This is a genomic window from Symbiobacterium sp. (genome assembly GCF_040797425.1).
Classification (GTDB): Bacteria; Bacillota; Sulfobacillia; order Symbiobacteriales; family Symbiobacteriaceae; genus Symbiobacterium.
In genome coordinates this window covers 1-16734 of record NZ_JBFNEH010000026.1, presented here as the reverse complement: position 1 = coordinate 16734, position 16734 = coordinate 1, and the positions used below count along the sequence as shown (strand labels likewise).

Here is a 16734-nt window from a genome sequence, read left to right as displayed (position 1 = left end):
CTCCTGTAAAGAAATCCAGAGCACCCGCCGCGGCGGCGTGCTCCGTCCGGCGTCTGGCAGCCTGCGGCGGCAGTGCCCTGATGCCTAATAGTTCTTCAGAGGAAATGCGTGACATTCCTCCCTCTCCACGGCCCGCCTTCGCGGCGGAACCTTCCTCATCCCCGGCCTCACAGGTCCCACCGGGGCTCGGTCTCCGCTCCCGGCGCGCAGTAACACCGAACAGTGCTTGCCGGGATGTCGTCTAATGTTCGGAAATGGGTGTACGCCGGGCCGGTGCCAGCCGGCCGGCGTGCGGTGGGAGATGAGGGGGACCGGAGATGTCCGAACTCGTGCCTGGGCCCTGTGCGAGGCGGAAGCGCCCGCCGGGGCTTCGAGGGGCGGCCGGGTTCTGTGCGCTGCTGCTCCTCTTCGGCTGCGGGGCTGCGCCGCTGCCGGACCAGACCACACCGAAGCCGGAACCGACCACGCTGATCTACGCCACGCCAGGGGACGCATCGGTGCTGATTCCGACCCTGACGGTGGACACCGCCTCCAGCTTCGTCACGCAGTTTATCTACGACGGCCTGGCCATCTACGACGATCAGCTCAACCCGCACCCGGCCCTGGCCGAGTCGTGGCATGTGGAGGACGACCGCATCTACACGTTCCGGATCCGCAAGGGGGTCACGTTCCACGACGGGGCGCCGCTGACCGCCGAAGACGTCCGCTTCACCTTCCTCACCATCGCCCACCCTGACTACCAGGGCGTCCGCTTCGGGGACTTCACGGCGGTGAAGGGGTGGGAGGAGCTGGCCCGGGCCTACGAAGTCGCCGACGCTGCCCTGGCGGAGGGCCGGGTGTCGGCGGAGGAGTGCCGCCGGCGGAAGCTGGAGGCCTACGAGCACTTCGTCAAGACCGGCGGCCTGCAGGTGCCGGACCCGTACACCTTCCGGGTCGAGGCCGCCTATCCGTTCGCCCCGCTCTTCACCCGGCTGACGGGCTACGGCATCATGCCGAAGCACCTGCTGGAGCCGTACATCTCAGACCTCGCCGGGTCGCCCTACGCCACCCGTCCGGTGGGGACGGGCTCGATGAGCTTGGTGGAGTGGGTCAGGAACGAGCGCATCGTGCTCGAGCGGAACCCCGAGTGGCGCTACTCGCTCTCGGGGGAGCCGGCGAAGATCGACCGGCTGATCATCCAGGTGGTGCCCGACCAGCGGGAGGCGGTGGCGGCGCTGGAGCGGGGCGAGGCCGACGTGGCGGGCATTCCGCCCGAGATGGCGACTCACTTTCGGGAGAGCGTTCCGGGCGTCAACGTGTACCAATACGCGGCCTTCATGTACACCTTCCTGGGGTATAACCTGAACCACCCGACCTACGCCGATCTGCGGGTGCGCCGGGCCATCACCCACGCCCTCGACCGTGACGCCATGGTGGAGCAGGTGTTGGGCGGCCACGGCCAGGTGGTGCACAGCCACGCCTCGCCGGCCCGGTGGGACTACAATCCGGACGTGCCGGTGCTCCCCTACGACCCGGCGGAGGCGGCGCGGCTCCTGGACGAGGCCGGCTGGCTCCTCGGTGCGGACGGGCTGCGCTACAAGGATGGCCAGCCGTTCGTGATGCGGCTCGCCATCAACGTGGAGAGCCAGCTCTACGGGGAGACCGCCGCCTTCGTGCAGCAGGCGCTGCGGGAGGTGGGCATTCAGGTGGAGATCACCCCCATGGCCTGGGAGGACTTCCTGGCCCACATCTCCAGCGAGGCCAAGGAGACCTACCTCCTGGGCTGGAGCCTGGGCTTCGACCCGGACCCCCACTCGATCTTCCACTCGCAGGGCGGATTCCGGGACATCACCGGGTACGCGAACCCCGAGGCGGACCGGCTGATCGAGGAGGGCCGGGCCACCACCGACGTCGCCCGGCGCAGGGAGATCTACGGCCGCCTGCAGGAGGTGCTGGCGGAGGAGCAGGTCTACACCTGGCTCTTCGCGCAGGACTCGGTGGTGGGCGTGAGCACCAGGGTGCAGGGCGTGCGCCACGGCTCGCCGCGGGGGCTCTTCTGGAACTGGGAGGAGTGGTCCGTTAATCCGTCGCCCGGGGGAGCAGAATAAGGGCGAAAGCCCACGTTCCGGGCGGGAGGGTGACCCATGGGGCTGCGCTATCGGGTGAAGCGGGTGCGGCGTTCCCCCGTGCGCCCGGCTGCCGGTGCCGATCGGCACCCGGCCGGGCGCTCAGATGTACCTCTGCCAAGCGGCCTGCCCGGTGGTGCTGTTCGCGGCCCTGTGTTTCGCCGTTCCCTTTCGGTCCCCCACCGCAAGCCCCTGACCGAACGATCTGCCGCCGGCAACGAGTCCCTGGCCGAACTGGTCGAGCGGCTGGCGTTGGCGCTGGAACGGTCGAACGTCCTGGACTACACGATCCTGCTGCAGCACCCCTGGCGGATGTTGTGGATCAACTTCGTGGGCGGCGCGGCCCGGGGCCTCGGGATTGGCATCGGCTTCACGGTGCTTTCGGCGGTACTGCTCTATATTCTGCGCGGCCTCATGATGGCCAATCTGCCGGTGATCGGCGACCTGATCGCCACCATTGTCCGGATGGTGGACCAGCAGCTCAGGCCGTAAGAGCGACATAACGCGGGCAGACTACCCCCGAGAGGGGGCAGTGAGCGCATGAACCTTGAGTCGTTGAGGCAGAAGCTGCTGGACGAGCGGGAGGCGTACCAGCGGCAGGTGGCGATGATCGAGGAGACCGGCCTCGGCACATCGCAGGGGGACCAGCTGCAGGAAGACAGCACGCTGGACAACCACCCGGCGGACCTGGGCACGGAGACCTTCGAGCGGTCGAAAGACCTGGGGCTGCGCGCCAACGCGCTCCACCGGCTCAGCGAGATCGACGCCGCTCTGGAGCGGATGGAGCGGGGCGACTACGGCATCTGCGAAGACTGCGGCCGCCCGATCGCCCCCGAGCGGCTGGAGGTCTTCCCCAGCGCGACCACCTGCGTCGAGTGCCAGCAGCGGCGGGAGGCGATGCAGGGCCGGTTCCACCGTCCGATCGAGGAGCAGGTGACCAGCCCGCCCTTCGGCCGGACTTTCCGCGATCGCTCGGGCGACCCCGGCTACGACGGCGAGGACGCCTGGCAGGAAGTGGCCCAGTACGGCACGTCCGAGACGCCGCAGGATGTCCCCGGCGCCGTTTCGTACGAGGACATGTACAACTCCGACGAAGATGTCTACACCATCGTGGAGCCCACCGACGCCCTCGTGGACGAGAACGGCGAGCCGCTGCAGCGGGACGACCGCGACTGGGACGGCGGCACGGTGCAGTACGACGACGGCCTGACCGGAACGCTCTATGGCCCCGACGACATGGGCGGGGACTACGACTGGGTCCCGGGCCTCTACTTCCGGGGTGTGCTGCCGGAGAAGCAGTTCCGCCGCAGTCGCTTCCCCCGCCGCCGCATGGGCAGCCCGGGAGGGTAGACCACCGTCGGCCAGGACGGCGCCGCGCAAGGCGCCTGGTCCTGGCCGCTTCTGTTGCCCGGTGCCGACTGGACCGGCCTGGCGGGGGTCCCGTCGCAAGCGCCGACTCACCGGCCGAATGGTAACGAAATGAGCCACGCCTCACCTGCCGCGTGGCTCATTTCGTTACCCTTGAGGCTTGAATGGTTGTGCCCGAGGGTTAGTGCCCGGCTACTCGAGCCCAGTACGAGGGGACAGGATCGTTCAACCGCCCGCATGCCGGGCAAACCGCCTATGAGGACGTCTCGAGACACGGGCCGTGCTGGCGCAGGGTCTGCACCAGTGGAATGGGTTGCGAGGTCGGCGCGGGCTGGAGCGCAGCACCCGGGAGGCCCGGGGTGCCCCCGGCCGCCGGGAGCCGGGGTTGTTGAGAGCCCCCGTCGTCAACAGTAGATTAGAACAGAGCGGAAGGCGGGCGGGAGGGGTGGGGGGTAAGGCTCCGAACCCATCAGGGGTGAACAAGTCAGTCCTGAAACTCGCACATCATGATGGGGTTGACCTGCCATGTCCGGTCAGATCCAGTTCAAGCGGAGGCCGAGCCGGGCGACGGGCTCCGGGTGCTTTGCACCGCCATGTGGCCGCGGGGCGTGAAGAAGACGGCCGTGGACCGGTGGTACCGAGCGCTGGGGGGCGCCCCGGGAGATCATCCGGCCTGACCTGGTCGGCGAGATGGGCTGGGACGAGTTCAGGCAGTGGGTCTGGGAATCCCTGCATACCCCCGAGACTCAGGAGGCGCTGGCGGAACTGGCGGAAGAGGTCCCGGGATGGCGCCTTGGCACCCCCATCCAGCCTGTGGTAGACTGGGACAGGTAAGATGGGAGGCTGGCGAGCGTGCCAAGTATTCTGATTGCGGCCGTTGCCGTGATCCTGGACCAGTTGACCAAATGGCTGGTCGCCACGCGCATGGCCGAGTTCGAGGAAATCCCGGTCATCTCCGGCTTCTTCTCCCTGCAGTATGTGCACAACACGGGCGCCGCCTTCGGCATGCTGAAGAACGCCCGCTGGTTCTTTGTGGGCGTGGCGGCGGCGGCCGTGATCGGCATTCTGTACTACCTCAGACAGCCGGAGGCCCGCCACCCGCTGCTCCGTGTCTCGTTGGGGCTGATCATGGGCGGCGCGGTGGGAAACATGATCGACCGCATCCTGAACGGCCGGGTGGTCGATTTCCTCCTCTTCTACTGGCGTGACTACTACTTCCCCAACTTCAACGTGGCAGATATCTGCGTCACGGTTGGGGTCGGACTGCTGTTCCTCTACCTGCTTCTCTCGGAAAGGGCGAGCAAGGCGTGAGAGAAATCCGGATTGTTGCCGCGGAGAGCCACGGTCGCCTCGACGCCTTTCTGGCCGGGCGGGAGGAGCTGGGGCTCTCCCGTTCTCGCATCAAGGGGCTGATCGACGAGGGGTACGTCACCCTGAACGGGGAGATTCCCAAGGCGCGCCAGCCCGTGGCGCCGGGGGATGAGATCATCGTGCAGGTTCCCGACCCGGAGCCGATCGACCTGGTGCCGGAGGACATCCCCCTGGACATCGTTTTCGAGGACGAGGAAGTGCTGGTGATCAACAAGCAGCGGGGGCTCGTCGTGCATCCGGCCGCCGGCCACTGGACCGGCACGCTGGTCCACGCCGTGCTGGACAAGGTGGAGGACCTGGAAGGCATCGGCGGCGAGCTGCGCCCGGGAATCGTCCACCGGCTGGACAAGGACACCACCGGGCTCCTGGTCGTGGCCAAGACCGAGCGGGCGATGGCCAGCCTGCAGGAGCAGATCCGGGAGCACCGGGCCCGGCGCATCTACTGGGCGCTGGTGCACGGCAACAACATGCCTGACACCGGTCGGATCGAGGCGCCCATCGGCCGCCACCCGAAAGACCGCAAGCGCATGGCGGTGAACACCAAGACCGGGCGGGAGGCGGTCACCTGGTTCCGGGTGCTGGAGCGGTACCGCGGGTACGCCCTGCTCGAGTGCCAGCTGGAGACCGGCCGCACGCACCAGATTCGCGTGCACCTTTCGTTCATCGGCCACCCGGTGGTCTCCGATCCCCTCTACGGCACCCGCAAGCCGCACCTGGGCATGCCGCCCCAGGCCCTCCACGCCCGGCAGCTGGGCTTTTTCCACCCGGTCACGGGCCAGTGGATGGAGTTCACCGTGGACCCGCCCGCCGACATGATGGCCGTCATCCAGCGACTGCGGGAGGAGGCCTGATCGTTTGAACCGGAACTTTGCCGACCGGCTTTGCGCCGCCGTGAAGCTGCGCCGCTCCCACGCGGTGGTGGGGCTGGACCCCGTGCTGCCGCGGCTGCCCGAGTTCATCAAGCGGGAGGCGGCAGCGCAGTATGGCAAGACCGCCCGGGGCGCCGCGGCGGCCATCCTGGCCTTCAACCGGCTGGTGATCGACGCGGTGGCCGATCAGGTGGCCGCGGTCAAGCCCCAGTCCGCCTTTCACGAACTGTACGGCGAGCACGGCGTGGCCGCCTTCTGGGAGACGGTGCGCTACGCCCGCAGCAAGGGGCTCCTCGTCATCGCTGACGCAAAGCGGGGCGACATCGGCTCCACCGCCGAGGGGTACGCCTCCGCCTACTTCGGTCATCCGAACCCCCTGGAGACCTGGGAGGAGCCCGACCAGTGGGCTGACGCACTCACCGTGAACCCCTACCTGGGCAGCGACGGCCTGGTGCCCTTCGTCCGGCGGGCGGAGGCCCGCGGGACGGGGGTGTTCATCCTGGTGAAGACGTCCAATCCCTCCTCCGGCGAGTTGCAGGACCAGCCGCTGCTCTCCGGCGAGACGGTGGCCGATCAGGTGGCGAAGCTGGTCGACTCGCTGGGGGAACGGCTGGTGGGGCAGTCGGGCTACTCGGCGGTCGGGGCGGTGGTCGGCGCGACGTATCCGGAGGACCTGCGGCACTACCGGGCGGAGATGCCCCGGGCCATCCTGCTGGTGCCGGGCTATGGCGCACAGGGCGGCACGGCGGCGGACGTGGTAGGCGCCTTCAACCTGGACGGCCTCGGGGCGGTGGTGAACGCCTCCCGGTCGGTCATCTACGCCTACCCGGGCACGGACCCGTCGCCGGCTGAGGCGGCGCAGGCCATCGCGGGGGCAGTGGAGCAGATGAACCGGGAGATCAACAGCGCCCTCCGGGCGGCGGGCAAGCTGGCGTGGTGAAGGGCGGCCCCTTGACCTTGCAGTCCCCAAATGGTAACGTGGTCCCAGGACATGCGACTTTAAATCAGCCCCGTGAGGCTGGTAAGGAGCAACCATACGGCGATCGCAGGTCCCGCCGCGGGTCGCGGGCGGGCGCTGCACGAGACGGGTACCTCCTTGCCGGCAGCGGGCAAGGAGCTTTTTCGTGCCCACGAGGAGGTGGCTTCCGTGTCCCGGCCCAAAGCGCTCCTGATGGACGCGACGCAGATGAACCGGGCCCTTTCCCGCATCGCCCACGAGATCATCGAGCGGAACAAGGGCACCGAGCAGGTGGCCCTGGTCGGCATCCGCCGGCGGGGCATCCCCCTCGCCCAGCGCCTGGCCGCACGGCTGAAGGCGTTCGAGGGCCGCGAGGTGCCCGTCGGTAGCCTCGACATCACCCTCTACCGCGACGACCTCAGCGAGCTGGCCTCCCTCCCGGTGGTCCACAAGAGCGAGGTCAACTTCAAGCTGCCCGGGCGCGTGGTGGTGCTGGTGGACGATGTGATCTACACCGGCCGCACGGCCCGCGCCGCGCTGGACGCCCTGCTGGACATCGGAAGGCCGGCCGCCATCCAGCTGGCCGTGCTGGTAGACCGCGGCCACCGCGAGCTGCCCATCCGGCCCGACTACGTCGGCAAGAACGTGCCCACCTCCCGCCGAGAGCGGGTGGAAGTGCACGTGACCGAGATCGACGGCGAGGACTTCGTGGCCCTGTACGACAACGAGTGACCCGGCCCTGGCTCCTGAGCCCCACGAGGAGGTTGCGCATGCCCGGACTGAAGCGGAAGGACATCCTGGGCCTGCAGGAGATGACGGTCGAGGAGATCGATCTGATCCTGGACACGGCAGAGGCGTTGAAAGACCTGGCCACCCGCCCCGTCAAGAAGGTGCCCACCCTGCGGGGCAAGGCGATCGTCACCCTGTTCTACGAGAACTCCACCCGCACGGCCAAGTCGTTCGAGCTGGCGGCCAAGTACCTGGGGGCCGACGTGATCCACGTCTCCGCCGCCACCAGCTCGGTACAGAAGGGGGAGACCCTCAAGGACACGGCCCGCAACCTGGAGGCCATGGGCGTCGACGCCGTGGTGGTGCGTCACTCCATGGGCGGTGCGCCCCACCTGCTGGCCCGGTCACTCCGGGCGTCGGTCATCAACGCCGGCGACGGTATCCACGAGCACCCCACCCAGGGGCTGCTGGACATGCTCACCATCCGGCAGAAGAAGGGCGGCTTCAAGGGCCTGAAGGTCGCCATCGTGGGCGACTCCTACCACAGCCGGGTCGCCCGGTCCAACATCTACGGCCTCGCCAAGTACGGGGCAGAGGTCTGGCTCGTCGGCCCGTCCACCCTCCTGGCGCAGGGCTTTGAGGAGTACGGCGTGCGCACCACCACGCGGGTGGAGGAGGCGCTGGAGGGGGCCGACGTGGTGAACGTCCTCCGCCTGCAGCTGGAGCGGCAGGAGAAGGGGCTTTTCCCCACGGTGGCCGAGTACCACAGGTTCTGGGGCGTCACGGCAGAGCGGCTGCGCCTCGCCAAGCCCGACGTACTGCTGATGCACCCCGGCCCCATGAACCGGGGCGTGGAGATTGCCACGGCGGTGGCCGACGGGCCGCAGTCGGTGATCACCGAGCAGGTGACCAACGGCGTGGCCGTGCGCATGGCCCTGCTCTACCTGCTGCTGGGAGGGGGCGAGGCGGCATGAGCGTGCTCTTGATCCGGGGTGGCCGGCTGCTGGACCCCGCCCGCGGCCTCGACCGGGTGGGCGACTTGCTGGTGGAGGGCAGCCGGATCCGGGCCATCGGGACGGACCTGCCGGCGCCGGAAGGCGCCCGGGTGGTCGACGCCACCGGGAAGGTCGTGGCGCCGGGCTTCATCGACATCCACGTGCACCTGCGGGTCCCGGGCCAGGAATATAAGGAAGACATGCGCACCGGCACGGCCGCCGCGGTGCGGGGCGGGTTCGTCGGGGTGGTCTGCATGCCCAATACCCGCCCGGTGGTGGACAGCGCCCCGCTGGTGAGCCACCTGCTGGACCTCGCCGCCCGTGAGGGGCTCTGCCGGGTCTGGCCCGCCGGGGCGATCACCAAGGGCCTGAAGGGCGAGGAGCTGGCCGAGATCGGCGAGATGTGGGCGGCCGGCGCCTGCGCCATCACCGACGACGGCCGGCCCGTCGACCGGGCCGAGACGATGCGGCAGGCCATGATCTACGCCCGGCAGTTCGACCTGCCGGTGATGGACCACTGCGAGGACCGGTCGCTCTCCGGAAGCGGCTGCATGCACGAGGGGCGGGTCTCGTCCCGGCTGGGGCTGAAGGGGATGCCCGCCACGGCCGAGGAGGTGCACGTGGCCCGGGACATCCTGCTGGCGCTGGAGACCGGCGCCCGGGTCCACCTGCAGCACCTCTCCAGCCGCCGCTCGGTGGAACTGGTCCGCTGGGGCAAGGCCCTGGGGGCCCGGATCACGGCAGAGGCGACGCCGCACCACTTCACCCTCACCGACCAGATCGTGGCCGAAATGGGCTACTCCGCCAACACGAAGATGAATCCGCCCGTCCGGGAGGAGGCGGACCGGCAGGCGATCCTGGAGGGGCTGGCCGACGGCACCATCGACGTGATCGCCACCGACCACGCCCCGCACCACGTGGACGAGAAGGACGTGGAATACCCGCTGGCCGCCTTCGGCATCACGGGGCTCGAGACGGCGGTGGGTCTCGCCCTCGACCGGCTCGTCCGGCCGGGGGTGATCAGCCTGGAGCAACTGATCCTCCTCATGTCCACCCGCCCGGCGCAGCTCATCAACCGGACCCCGCCGGCCCTGGCGGAGGGGGCTGAGGCGGATATCACGGTGCTGGACCTGGGTCGCACCTGGACCGTGCGGGCCGAGGAGATGGCGTCGAAGTCGAAGAACTCGCCGTTTATCGGCTGGACCCTCACCGGCGCACCCTACGCCACGATCGTGGGCGGCCGGCTGCGGATGCTGGAGATGAAGGTGATCGCGGAATGAGGCCGGGCGATCTTGTGGCGCCGCCGGCCTTGCGTCAGGCCCAGGTCCGGGCCGAGTGGGTGCGGGAGGCGGCGCGGGTGCTGGCCCACGAGGGCGACGGCGAGATCTACAAGCTCGTTCTCGCCGCACCGGAGATCGCCCGGCGGGCCACGCCCGGGCAGTTCGTGCAGGTCCACCCGGTGCCGGTCGCTCCGGCCTTGCCGCCGGGCCCGGTGGCGTCTGGCCCCGCACCGTCAGGGGCGCCCGCCGTCGACCCCCTGCTCCGCCGGCCGCTCTCGCTCTGCGAGATCCGGCCCGAGGCGGGGGAGGTCAGCCTGATCTACCGGGTGGTGGGCCGGGGCACGCGGATCCTGGCTGGGATCCGGCCCGGGGTGGTGCTGGATTTGCTCGGTCCCCTGGGCCGCTCCTTCCCCGATCCCCGGTCCGGGCGGGGGCGGCTCGTGCTGGTGGGCGGCGGCCTGGGCATCCCGCCGCTGGCGGCGGCGGCCCGGTGGGCGGTGGAGTCGGGCCGGCCTGCGGTGGCCGTGCTCGGCGCCCGCAGCGCCCGCTACCTCGCCGGCGCCCGGGAGGTGACGGCGGCGGGGGTGCCGGTGTTCATCGCGACCGATGACGGCTCGGCGGGGGAGCAGGGACTGGTCACCGCCCCGCTGGAGCGGTTGCTGCGCAGCGCGGGCGTCGGCGCGGACGGTGCGGGCGCTCCGCTGGAAGTCGGCGAGGTCTGGGCGTGCGGGCCGGAGCCGATGCTTTACGCCGTGAAGGAGCGCTGCGCCGCCGCCGGCGTGCCCTGCTTCGTGTCGGTGGAGCGCTTCATGGCCTGCGGGTTCGGCGCCTGCCTCGGCTGCACGGTGCCGGCGGCCCGCGGCGGCTATCTGAAGACCTGCCAGGACGGGCCGGTCTTCCCGGCGGAGGAGGTGATCCTCGGTGGTTTCTGAAGAAGGTGTCGCCCCAGACCTTCGCGTGCGCCTCTTCGGCCGGACCTTCAAGACCCCGGTCTGGGCCGCCTCGGGCTGCTTCGGCTACGGCCGCGAGTTCGCCGGGGCGGTGGACCTCTCCGCCATCGGCGCGATCTGCGTGAAGGGCACGTCTCTGGAACCCTGGGAGGGCAACCCGGGAACCCGGGTGGTGGAGACTCCCGGCGGCATGCTGAACGCCATCGGCCTGCAGAACCCCGGCATCGACCATTTCCTGAACGTCGACTGGCCGTGGCTGCAGGAGCAGGGGGCCACGGTGATCGTCAACATCGTCGGCCGCACCGTCGACGAGTACGCGGCCGTCGCCCGGCGGCTGGAGGGGACCGGCGTGGCGGCGGTGGAGCTCAACATCTCCTGCCCCAACGTGAAGGAAGGGGGGATGGCCTTCGGCACCACGGCCAGAGGCGCGGCGGAGGTGACGGCGGCCGTCCGCCGGGCGACCACCCTGCCCCTGATCGTGAAGCTCTCGCCCAACGTGACGGATGTCGTGGAGATCGCCCGGGCGGTGGAGGCCGCGGGTGCGGACGGGATCGCAGTGATGAATACCCTCCTGGGAATGTCGATCGACATCCGCCGCCGACGGCCCCACCTCGGCAACGTGTTCGGCGGCCTTTCGGGCCCGGCCGTCAAGCCGGTGGCGCTGCGGATGGTCTGGCAGATGGCCGGCGCGGTGAAAGTGCCCGTCATCGGGATTGGCGGCATCATGACGGGTGAGGACGCCGTCGAGTTCCTGATGGCGGGCGCATCGGCCGTCCAGGTGGGCACCGCCTGTTTCATCGACCCCCCCGCCCCTGTGACCATCGCCGCGCAGCTGGCCCAGTTCATGGCGGAGCAGGGCTACCGGCGGGTGGCCGACCTGGTGGGTGCGGCGCGGCCGGAGGCGGGCAGGACCACGGTCGCCCGACAGCCCGTGGAAGGCGCCGCCCGGTCCTCGGAGGGGGCCTCACGGGCCGTCGGGAGCGCCTCGCAGCCCGGCGGCGGGGGCGACCCCTGTCCGGCCGCGAGCGCCCATCAGTCCGGCGGTGGAGACGGCCCCCTCCCGACGGGGGGCGCCCACCCCGCCACGCCCGGCGCCAAACCGTCCAGACGGCCTGCCACGGGCGAGGCGGCCGAGAGCCTGCGCCAGTTCCTGAAGGATGCCGACCGTGCGTGATCCCCGGGGCCATTACCATGCTGCCGCGGCGGTGCCTGCACGCGGCAGCAGTCGGCCACCGGCTGCCACCACGCGTGCGCCGGCCGCCACGACGGGTGCAGCGGTACCCGCCCACCTGGTGATGGCGGTGCGCCGGGGTCGACGACCCTCCCGGGGCGCTTCCCCGGAGTAACGAGGAGGATCCCCCATGCGTGCGAACCTTGACCCTGAAGGCGTGCTGAGCCTGCTGCGGGCGACGGGCTCCCTGCTGGAGGGCCACTTTCGCCTGACCTCCGGCCGCCACTCCGACCGCTTCTTCCTGATGCCCCACACGTTCCAGCACCCCGCCGAGACCGAGCGGCTCTGCGCCGGACTCGCCGCCCTGTTCGCCGCCGATGGCGTGGAGACGGTGGTCGGCCCGGCCACGGGCGGGATCATCCTGGCCTACGAGGTCGCCCGCCAGCTGGGCCGGCTCACCGGGCGACCCGTGCGGGCCATGTTCACCGAGAAAACGGAGGACGGCGGCATGGCCCTGAAGCGACAGTGGCGCCTGCGGGCGGGCGAGCGGGTGCTGGTGGTGGAAGACGCCGTGACCACCGGCGGGTCGGTGCGGAAGGCCATCGCCGCGATCCGGCCGTACGAACCTGCCCTGGTGGGGGTGGGCTGCATCGTCGACCGGTCGGGGGGGCAGGTGGATTTCGGCGTGCCGCTTCGCTCGCTGGTGCAGGTTGCGGTGGACTCCTGGGCGCCGGCGGAGTGCCCGCTCTGCCGGGCGGGTGTGCCGCTGGTTCTGCCCAAGGCATGAGTTAGCACTCACCGGTGATGAGTGCTAAGATCCCCTTGAATCTCCCCTTGCACCCGGGTAAAATTGGGGCATGATGTTAACGCAAGGGGGGGAGACTGGTATGCCGATCTATGAGTTCAAGTGCAACGCGTGCAACCATGTCTTTGAGGAACTGGTGCCGCTGAATACTTCTGGTGAGGCGCAAAAGTGCCCGAAGTGCGGTCACGTTGGCGCCCGGCGTCTCGTCTCCGCCTTCGCCGCCCATGGCCTGGAGAACGGCCACATCGCCGTGGGCTGGAAGCTGACCGGTAAGGACAAGGCGGCTTCGGAGTCGAAGTCGGAGTCGTCGGGCGAGAAGGCCACCAAGTCCGCATAACGGAGCCTGAAGGGGAGACCGGCGAGCGCCGGCCTCTCTTGTTTTGTGTCTGCGGAGGTTCGGCCGCGGGTGGTCGGCTTTTCCGGTGCGTCATGCGCCAGCCGCGGTGGTCCGGCCGCGCAGTCCACTGCCCGTGGACCAGGTTCCGGTTTCCTTCTTTGGAGGGGCACCCGCCGGGGATCCCCTCGTCGCCGGTCAGCAGATGGCCAGTGCCTTTTACTCGCAACGTGGCAGGCGAGGGCGGCGCTGGTCCTTGTGAGCCCCTGCACAGGGACCGCACATCGTGGACCGCCTGGATGCACCCCGCTGGCGGATCTCCTGGACCCGCATGGCCACGTACGCCGCGCCAAGGGATGGCTCTTCCGCCGCTCTTGCCGGTCGATTCCGGCAAGTGTTATGATGCTGGCAGGGAGGGGACAGTGCATGCGGCGCATCAAGTACCAGAACGAAGAGTACCTGATTCACACCCGCTCTGGCATGAGGCTGCTCGACGCCCTGCTGGAGCAGGGCATTCCGGTCACCTGCGACTGCGACGGCAGGGGGCACACCACCGAGCAGTGCCTGGTGCAGTGGCCGAAGGACACGGCCTTCCTGCTCACGGAGCCGACGCCGTTCGAGCGGCAGCAGCTGGGGGACCGCCTGGAGAAGGGGCTCCGCCTCGCCTGCCAGGCCCTGTTCAAGTGAGCGTGAAGGAGCGCCGACGCCGGTCGGCGCTCCCTTTTACCAGTCCGTTACGACGATGACTTGCCCGTTTGCCTGCGCAGGATCGGACGGGCGCATGCCTTCGAGCCATACCTGTATACGCTGGCCTTCCCTGAGGTCCGTGTGCGCGATGTTGCGATGATCACCGGATTCTGCGGAGAGAATTTCGGTATCCTCGCCGACTGTCACCCACACCCGACCCCAGTTCCCTGACTCTCCCCGAACCAGGATCTGCACCAAACCAGCGTTCTGCGGCTCCCGCGCGGCCTCCACAACCCCGGATACATCGGGCGGCTCCGAAGGCACCGGGTTCTGCTCGCTGCGAGCACATCCCATCAGGGCGCCAACAAGTAGAGCCGGAAGAAATCCCCATCTGAACAGGGGCTTCATCTCGCTCCCCCTCCCTGGCTGCACAGACGGAGTGAGCGGGTCGCAAGTTTCACCAGACTGTGCCACACGCCTTGCGAGCGTGGAGGCGCCAGGAGCCATCCGCAGCGCTCGAACCTTTGGACGGAGACGAGCGCTCTCGACTCATGAAGACCACGACGAGGGAGGAAGGCGCGTGATCCTGACCACGACCCACTGGATTCAGGGGCGGGAGATCAGCGAGTACCTGGGTGTGGTGAGCGCAGAGGCGATCCTGGGGGCCAACTTCCTGCGCGACTTCGCGGCGTCCATCACCGACATCATCGGCGGGCGGTCGCGGGCTTACGAATCCAAGCTGCGCGAGGGGCGCGAGGAGTGCCTGCGGGAGCTGGAGAGCGAGGCGCGGGCCCTGGGGGCCGACGCCGTGATCGGCATCGATATCGACTACGAGGTGCTGGGGCAGTCGATGCTGATGGTGACTGCCAGCGGGACGGCCGTGAAGCTGCGCTGAGCCGGAAGGCCGGATGGGTGCGATAGGGACGGAAAATCCGGGGGATGCTAGGGCGGAGGTGGTCGCACATGGAGAAGGTGAACCTGTCCCAGCTCACAGTGGTGTCCGAGGGCGGGCTGGCGAAGCGGATCGGCTTCAGCCATCCGCAGGTGCTGGTCTTCGTGCTTACCCTCACGCCGGGGCGGGAACTGCCGAAGCACAAGCACCCCGGATCTTCCCTGGTGATCCACGTCGTCGCCGGTTCCGGAGTCGTCGTGGTCGACGGGAAGGAGACGCCGGTGGCGGCCGGCGACCTGCTGCTGGTCGAGGGGGAGGAGGAGTTCTCCGCCCGCAACACCGGCCTCGAGGCGCTGGTGCTCCTGGCCAGCCTGAGCCCGCGCCCGGCCGATCCGCGGTACGCGCAGCCCGTCGGATAGCGGGCGGCACCGTTGGGCCCGCACCGGCGGGTGGCACCATCGGGCCCGCACTGGCGGTTTCGCCCCGGCGGGCGGCCCCGTTCAGCGGGCCAGGTTTGCTCCGGAGGCGCCCGCCTGTGCCGACCGGGCGTCTGCGGCTCGCCCACCACCGTGCACCAGTCTTCGGCAAGACTACTGCGCAGCACTGGAGGAAATGGACCTTGAGCAGGATCATCGTCGCACCCACAAGGTACATCCAGGGTCCGGGAGAGCTGGACCGGCTGGCGGAACACACCGGCCGACTCGGCACCCGGGCCTTCGCCATCGCGGACGAGTTCGTGATGAACCTGACGCAGTCGCGCATCCGTGCGAGCTTCGCAGCGGCCGGGTACGAGCTCACGATGGAACGCTTCCACGGCGAGATCACCCGCGCCGAGATCGAACGGCTCACCGACCTGTGCCAGCAGTCCGGGGCCGAGGTCGTGGTGGGGGTCGGGGGCGGCAAGACCCTCGACACCGCCAAGGCCGTGGGCTACTACTGCCGCAACCTGCCGGTGGTGATCGTGCCCACGGTGGCGTCCACCGATGCCCCGTGCAGCGCCCTGTCGGTGATTTACAAGGAGGACGGCACGTTCGACCAGTACCTCTTCCTGCCTGCCAACCCCGCTGCCGTGGTCGTCGACAGCGCCATCATCGCCCAGGCGCCGGCGCGCCTCCTGGTGGCCGGCATGGGCGACGCACTGGCCACCTACTTCGAGGCGCGGGCGGTGGCGCGGGCGAACAAGCGGAACATCGCCGGCGGCCGGGTGACAGCCGCGGCCCTCGCCCTGGCCCGGCTCTGTTACGACACGCTGCTGCAGGAGGGCATCAAGGCCAAGGCGGCGGCTGAGGCCCACGTGATCACCGACGCCCTGGAGCGGATCATCGAGGCCAACACCTACCTGAGCGGCGTGGGCTTCGAAAGCGGCGGGCTGGCGGCGGCCCATGCCATCCACGACGGCCTCACTGCCCTGGAAGAGGCGCACGGCATGTACCACGGCGAAAAGGTGGCGTTCGGGACCCTCTGCCAGCTGGTGCTGGAGAACGCACCCCTCGACGAGATCGAGGAGGTCATCGAGTTCTGCCTGAACGTGGGCCTGCCCGTCTGCCTGGAAGACCTGGGGGTGCGGACGATCCGGGAGGAGCAGATCCGCAGGGTGGCCGAACTGGCCTGCGCCGAGGAGGAGACCATCCACAACATGCCGTTTGAGGTGACCCCGGACATGGTCTACGCCGCGATCCTGGCCGCGGACCGGCTGGGCCGCCAGTACCGGGATAGCTGAACCACGGACTCTCATCGCGCTGGACCCGGTCCGTACGGGGACCCATTTTGGACAGGACACGGCGTGTGCGAGGCCCGGCTCCCGAGTGGGGGCCGGGCTTTGTGCGCCGTCATGTGACCCCGGTAGGGTGGATTGGGAACACGGGAACGCTGCCGGGCCCAGGGGTGAGTTTCAGGAAAAAGCAGCCCACGTGGCGGGGGGTGTGCTGTTTCTTGACACTCCCGGCGTGTCAGGCGGCCGGGAGGGGAGGATGAACCGGGTTAGATTCGGGATTTGGGGGATGAACGGGGTGGCGGGCAGGTGGACGAGGGGTCGACTGTCAAGAAACAGTCGGCCACGTGATGGAGGGTGTGCTGTTTTTTGACAGTCCCGGGAGGTCAGGCGATCTGGAGGGGCGGATGAACCGGGTTAGGCCCGGGATTTGGGGGATGAATGGGGTGGTGGACAGGTGGACGAGGGGTCGACTGTCAAGAAACAGTCGGCCACGTGATGGAGGGTGT

Annotated in this window: 17 protein-coding genes and 1 pseudogene; 17 read left to right on the top strand and 1 reads right to left on the bottom strand. The window is 69.3% G+C overall.

Features of this window, described 5'->3' with window-relative positions; translation table 11 throughout:
- The first annotated feature begins 317 nt into the window (after window positions 1-317).
- From AB2385_RS09645 to AB2385_RS09580, 14 genes and pseudogenes are all read left to right on the top strand, one after another.
- Entirely contained in the window at window positions 318-2087 is a 1770-nt protein-coding gene (locus AB2385_RS09645) for a peptide-binding protein (protein ID WP_367654763.1), read from the top strand.
- 36 nt (window positions 2088-2123) lie between these two features.
- Window positions 2124-2597 (top strand): DUF5665 domain-containing protein, encoded by a 474-nt coding sequence (locus AB2385_RS09640; RefSeq protein ID WP_367654762.1) that lies wholly within the window; start codon window positions 2124-2126, stop codon window positions 2595-2597.
- A 48-nt stretch (window positions 2598-2645) separates the two neighbouring features.
- Window positions 2646-3455 carry a yteA family sporulation protein gene (locus tag AB2385_RS09635; protein ID WP_367654761.1) on the top strand — a complete coding sequence of 270 codons (810 nt, stop codon included), beginning with the start codon at window positions 2646-2648 and terminating at the stop codon, window positions 3453-3455.
- 870 nt (window positions 3456-4325) lie between these two features.
- Entirely contained in the window at window positions 4326-4784 is a 459-nt protein-coding gene (gene lspA, locus AB2385_RS09630) for a signal peptidase II (protein WP_367654760.1), read from the top strand.
- Window positions 4781-5695 (top strand): RluA family pseudouridine synthase, encoded by a 915-nt coding sequence (locus AB2385_RS09625; protein WP_367654759.1) that lies wholly within the window; start codon window positions 4781-4783, stop codon window positions 5693-5695. The genes lspA and AB2385_RS09625 overlap by 4 nt, the downstream gene beginning before the upstream one ends.
- A 4-nt stretch (window positions 5696-5699) precedes the next feature.
- Window positions 5700-6653: an orotidine-5'-phosphate decarboxylase gene (gene pyrF / locus AB2385_RS09620; RefSeq protein WP_367654758.1), complete on the top strand. Its 954-nt coding sequence runs from the start codon at window positions 5700-5702 to the stop codon at window positions 6651-6653.
- Between the two features lie 207 nt (window positions 6654-6860).
- Complete coding sequence (gene pyrR, locus AB2385_RS09615; protein WP_367654757.1) at window positions 6861-7403, top strand: bifunctional pyr operon transcriptional regulator/uracil phosphoribosyltransferase PyrR; 543 nt, start codon at window positions 6861-6863, stop codon at window positions 7401-7403.
- 38 nt (window positions 7404-7441) lie between these two features.
- Complete coding sequence (locus AB2385_RS09610; RefSeq protein WP_367654756.1) at window positions 7442-8374, top strand: aspartate carbamoyltransferase catalytic subunit; 933 nt, start codon at window positions 7442-7444, stop codon at window positions 8372-8374.
- A complete protein-coding gene (locus tag AB2385_RS09605) occupies window positions 8371-9675 on the top strand; it encodes a dihydroorotase (protein WP_367654755.1) in 1305 nt (434 codons plus the stop codon). The genes AB2385_RS09610 and AB2385_RS09605 overlap by 4 nt, the downstream gene beginning before the upstream one ends.
- Entirely contained in the window at window positions 9672-10607 is a 936-nt protein-coding gene (locus AB2385_RS09600) for a dihydroorotate dehydrogenase electron transfer subunit (RefSeq protein WP_367654754.1), read from the top strand. The genes AB2385_RS09605 and AB2385_RS09600 overlap by 4 nt, the downstream gene beginning before the upstream one ends.
- Window positions 10597-11517, top strand: a pseudogene (locus tag AB2385_RS09595) (dihydroorotate dehydrogenase); the annotation flags it as partial. The gene AB2385_RS09600 and the pseudogene AB2385_RS09595, both read left to right, overlap by 11 nt.
- Before the next feature lie 469 nt (window positions 11518-11986).
- Window positions 11987-12583 carry an orotate phosphoribosyltransferase gene (gene pyrE / locus AB2385_RS09590; RefSeq protein ID WP_367654753.1) on the top strand — a complete coding sequence of 199 codons (597 nt, stop codon included), beginning with the start codon at window positions 11987-11989 and terminating at the stop codon, window positions 12581-12583.
- A 100-nt stretch (window positions 12584-12683) separates the two neighbouring features.
- Window positions 12684-12938, top strand: a complete 255-nt coding sequence (locus AB2385_RS09585; protein ID WP_367654752.1) for a zinc ribbon domain-containing protein — start codon at window positions 12684-12686, stop codon at window positions 12936-12938.
- 423 nt (window positions 12939-13361) lie between these two features.
- Window positions 13362-13622, top strand: a complete 261-nt coding sequence (locus AB2385_RS09580) for a hypothetical protein (protein WP_367654751.1) — start codon at window positions 13362-13364, stop codon at window positions 13620-13622.
- A 36-nt stretch (window positions 13623-13658) separates the two neighbouring features.
- Here AB2385_RS09580 and AB2385_RS09575 read toward each other — a convergent pair whose 3' ends face one another.
- The gene (locus AB2385_RS09575) at window positions 13659-14030 is read right to left on the bottom strand and encodes a hypothetical protein (RefSeq protein ID WP_367654750.1); all 372 of its coding nucleotides are present in this window, start codon (window positions 14028-14030) and stop codon (window positions 13659-13661) included.
- Window positions 14031-14202: 172 nt separating this feature from the next.
- Here AB2385_RS09575 and AB2385_RS09570 point away from each other — a divergent pair, with 172 nt between their 5' ends.
- From AB2385_RS09570 to AB2385_RS09560, 3 genes are all read left to right on the top strand, one after another.
- Window positions 14203-14517 carry a YbjQ family protein gene (locus tag AB2385_RS09570; RefSeq protein WP_367654749.1) on the top strand — a complete coding sequence of 105 codons (315 nt, stop codon included), beginning with the start codon at window positions 14203-14205 and terminating at the stop codon, window positions 14515-14517.
- 68 nt (window positions 14518-14585) lie between these two features.
- Window positions 14586-14933 (top strand): cupin domain-containing protein, encoded by a 348-nt coding sequence (locus tag AB2385_RS09565; RefSeq protein ID WP_367654748.1) that lies wholly within the window; start codon window positions 14586-14588, stop codon window positions 14931-14933.
- A gap of 200 nt (window positions 14934-15133) precedes the next feature.
- On the top strand, window positions 15134-16234 hold the full coding sequence (locus AB2385_RS09560; RefSeq protein ID WP_367654747.1) for a glycerol dehydrogenase: 1101 nt from the start codon (window positions 15134-15136) through the stop codon (window positions 16232-16234).
- Window positions 16235-16734: the final 500 nt, after the last annotated feature.